The organism is Paenibacillus rhizosphaerae, assembly GCF_014192015.1.
Classification (GTDB): domain Bacteria; phylum Bacillota; class Bacilli; order Paenibacillales; family Paenibacillaceae; genus Paenibacillus_AQ; species Paenibacillus_AQ rhizosphaerae.
Genome location: NZ_JACHXJ010000017.1, coordinates 1 through 1,672 on the forward strand (window position 1 = coordinate 1; position 1,672 = coordinate 1,672).

A 1,672-nucleotide genomic window follows, 5' to 3' on the forward strand; every position below is an offset into this window, starting at 1 on the left:
GCATGACTTTCAGCATTTGGCGATGCTGAAACCTGAATTATGCATTTGGTTAATAACCAATGCTCCGTTTGGTGGCGATAGCGGAGGGGTTCCACACGTACCCATCCCGAACACGACCGTTAAGCCCTCCAGCGCCGATGGTACTTGGACCGAAGGGTCCTGGGAGAGTAGGACGTTGCCAAGCGGAAAACCACTTTTGTGGTATTTTTTTTGGCCTTGATGGTCACCTACATATGGCAAATTTGGTTCATGGTAGCAACGTTCCCTGATAGCTCAGTTGGTAGAGCACTCGACTGTTAATCGAGTTGTCACAGGTTCGAGTCCTGTTCGGGGAGCCACTTTAAAAAACGTCTAAGGATGTTTTGTTGCAGAAAACAGAATTAGACTTTATATATATGGCCCGTTGGTCAAGGGGTTAAGACACCTCCCTTTCACGGAGGTAACATGGGTTCGAATCCCATACGGGTCACCACATTCATTAATATCATCACAGGGATGAGAATCCAAAAAGGGTTCGTCGGGGTGTTACTTATTATTATGGAGGCTTAGCTCAGCTGGGAGAGCATCTGCCTTACAAGCAGAGGGTCGGGGGTTCGATCCCCTCAGCCTCCACCATTATCCCCAAAAAGTGAACAGAAACCTTCGTAGTTTATTCCGAATACTTTTCGGGGGTACCAATAACAAAATACTTTTAACGACGCGGGGTGGAGCAGTCCGGTAGCTCGTCGGGCTCATAACCCGAAGGTCGCAGGTTCAAATCCTGCCCCCGCAATTATCTCCTTAAGATGGAGATCCATAAGGCCGTGGAACCGTGGTGTAGAGGCCTAACATGCCTGCCTGTCACGCAGGAGATCGCGGGTTCGAATCCCGTCGGTTCCGCCATTTTATCTTGCTTCAGGGATGAGAATCCCAATGACTTTTTGCTTGCGCGATAGATGGTATCGCTTTGAAAATATTCATATGCCGGTGTAGCTCAATTGGTAGAGCAACTGACTTGTAATCAGTAGGTTGGGGGTTCAAGTCCTCTCGCCGGCATCTTTATGGCGGTCGTGGCGAAGGGGTTAACGCACCGGATTGTGGCTCCGGCATTCGTGGGTTCAAGTCCCATCGATCGCCCCATAACTTTCAAATGACAATCTTGTTGGGGATTAGCCAAGCGGTAAGGCAACGGACTTTGACTCCGTCATGCATAGGTTCGAATCCTATATCCCCAGCCAGTGAGAGCCATTAGCTCAGTTGGTAGAGCACCTGACTTTTAATCAGGGTGTCGAAGGTTCGAGTCCTTCATGGCTCACCAGTTTTATTTACAGATTTTGCGCGTGTGGCGGAATTGGCAGACGCACTAGACTTAGGATCTAGCGTCTTTGACGTGGGGGTTCAAGTCCCTCCACGCGCACCATTTGTTTTATGCGGACGTGGCTCAGCGGTAGAGCATCGCCTTGCCAAGGCGAGGGTCGCGGGTTCGATTCCCGTCGTCCGCTCCATATGCGCCCTTAGCTCAGCTGGATAGAGCGTTTGACTACGAATCAAAAGGTCAGGAGTTCGAATCTCTTAGGGCGCGCCATTTAACTGTTTTAAATAGATATCGGGATGTAGCTCAGCTTGGTAGAGCACCTGGTTTGGGACCAGGGGGTCGCATGTTCGAATCGTGTCATCCCGATACGCATGCACG

13 tRNA genes and 1 rRNA gene are annotated in these 1,672 nt (G+C 50.2%); all 14 read left to right on the forward strand.

The window, feature by feature from the left end:
• Positions 1-67: 67 nt before the first annotated feature.
• Positions 68-184 (forward strand): 5S ribosomal RNA (gene rrf, locus FHS19_RS34465).
• Between the two features lie 78 nt (positions 185-262).
• A tRNA-Asn gene (locus FHS19_RS34470) sits at positions 263-338 on the forward strand.
• Between the two features lie 59 nt (positions 339-397).
• Positions 398-472, forward strand: a tRNA-Glu gene (locus FHS19_RS34475).
• Between the two features lie 67 nt (positions 473-539).
• Positions 540-615: transfer RNA gene (locus FHS19_RS34480), tRNA-Val, on the forward strand.
• An 83-nt stretch (positions 616-698) separates the two neighbouring features.
• A tRNA-Met gene (locus FHS19_RS34485) sits at positions 699-772 on the forward strand.
• A gap of 33 nt (positions 773-805) precedes the next feature.
• Positions 806-882: transfer RNA gene (locus FHS19_RS34490), tRNA-Asp, on the forward strand.
• Positions 883-962: 80 nt separating this feature from the next.
• Positions 963-1,035 (forward strand) — tRNA-Thr (locus FHS19_RS34495).
• An 8-nt stretch (positions 1,036-1,043) separates the two neighbouring features.
• Positions 1,044-1,119: transfer RNA gene (locus FHS19_RS34500), tRNA-His, on the forward strand.
• 23 nt (positions 1,120-1,142) lie between these two features.
• A tRNA-Gln gene (locus FHS19_RS34505) sits at positions 1,143-1,217 on the forward strand.
• Between the two features lie 4 nt (positions 1,218-1,221).
• Positions 1,222-1,297 (forward strand) — tRNA-Lys (locus tag FHS19_RS34510).
• An 18-nt stretch (positions 1,298-1,315) separates the two neighbouring features.
• Positions 1,316-1,399: transfer RNA gene (locus FHS19_RS34515), tRNA-Leu, on the forward strand.
• Between the two features lie 10 nt (positions 1,400-1,409).
• Positions 1,410-1,484 (forward strand) — tRNA-Gly (locus tag FHS19_RS34520).
• A gap of 3 nt (positions 1,485-1,487) precedes the next feature.
• A tRNA-Arg gene (locus FHS19_RS34525) sits at positions 1,488-1,564 on the forward strand.
• Positions 1,565-1,586: 22 nt separating this feature from the next.
• Positions 1,587-1,660 (forward strand) — tRNA-Pro (locus FHS19_RS34530).
• Positions 1,661-1,672: the final 12 nt, after the last annotated feature.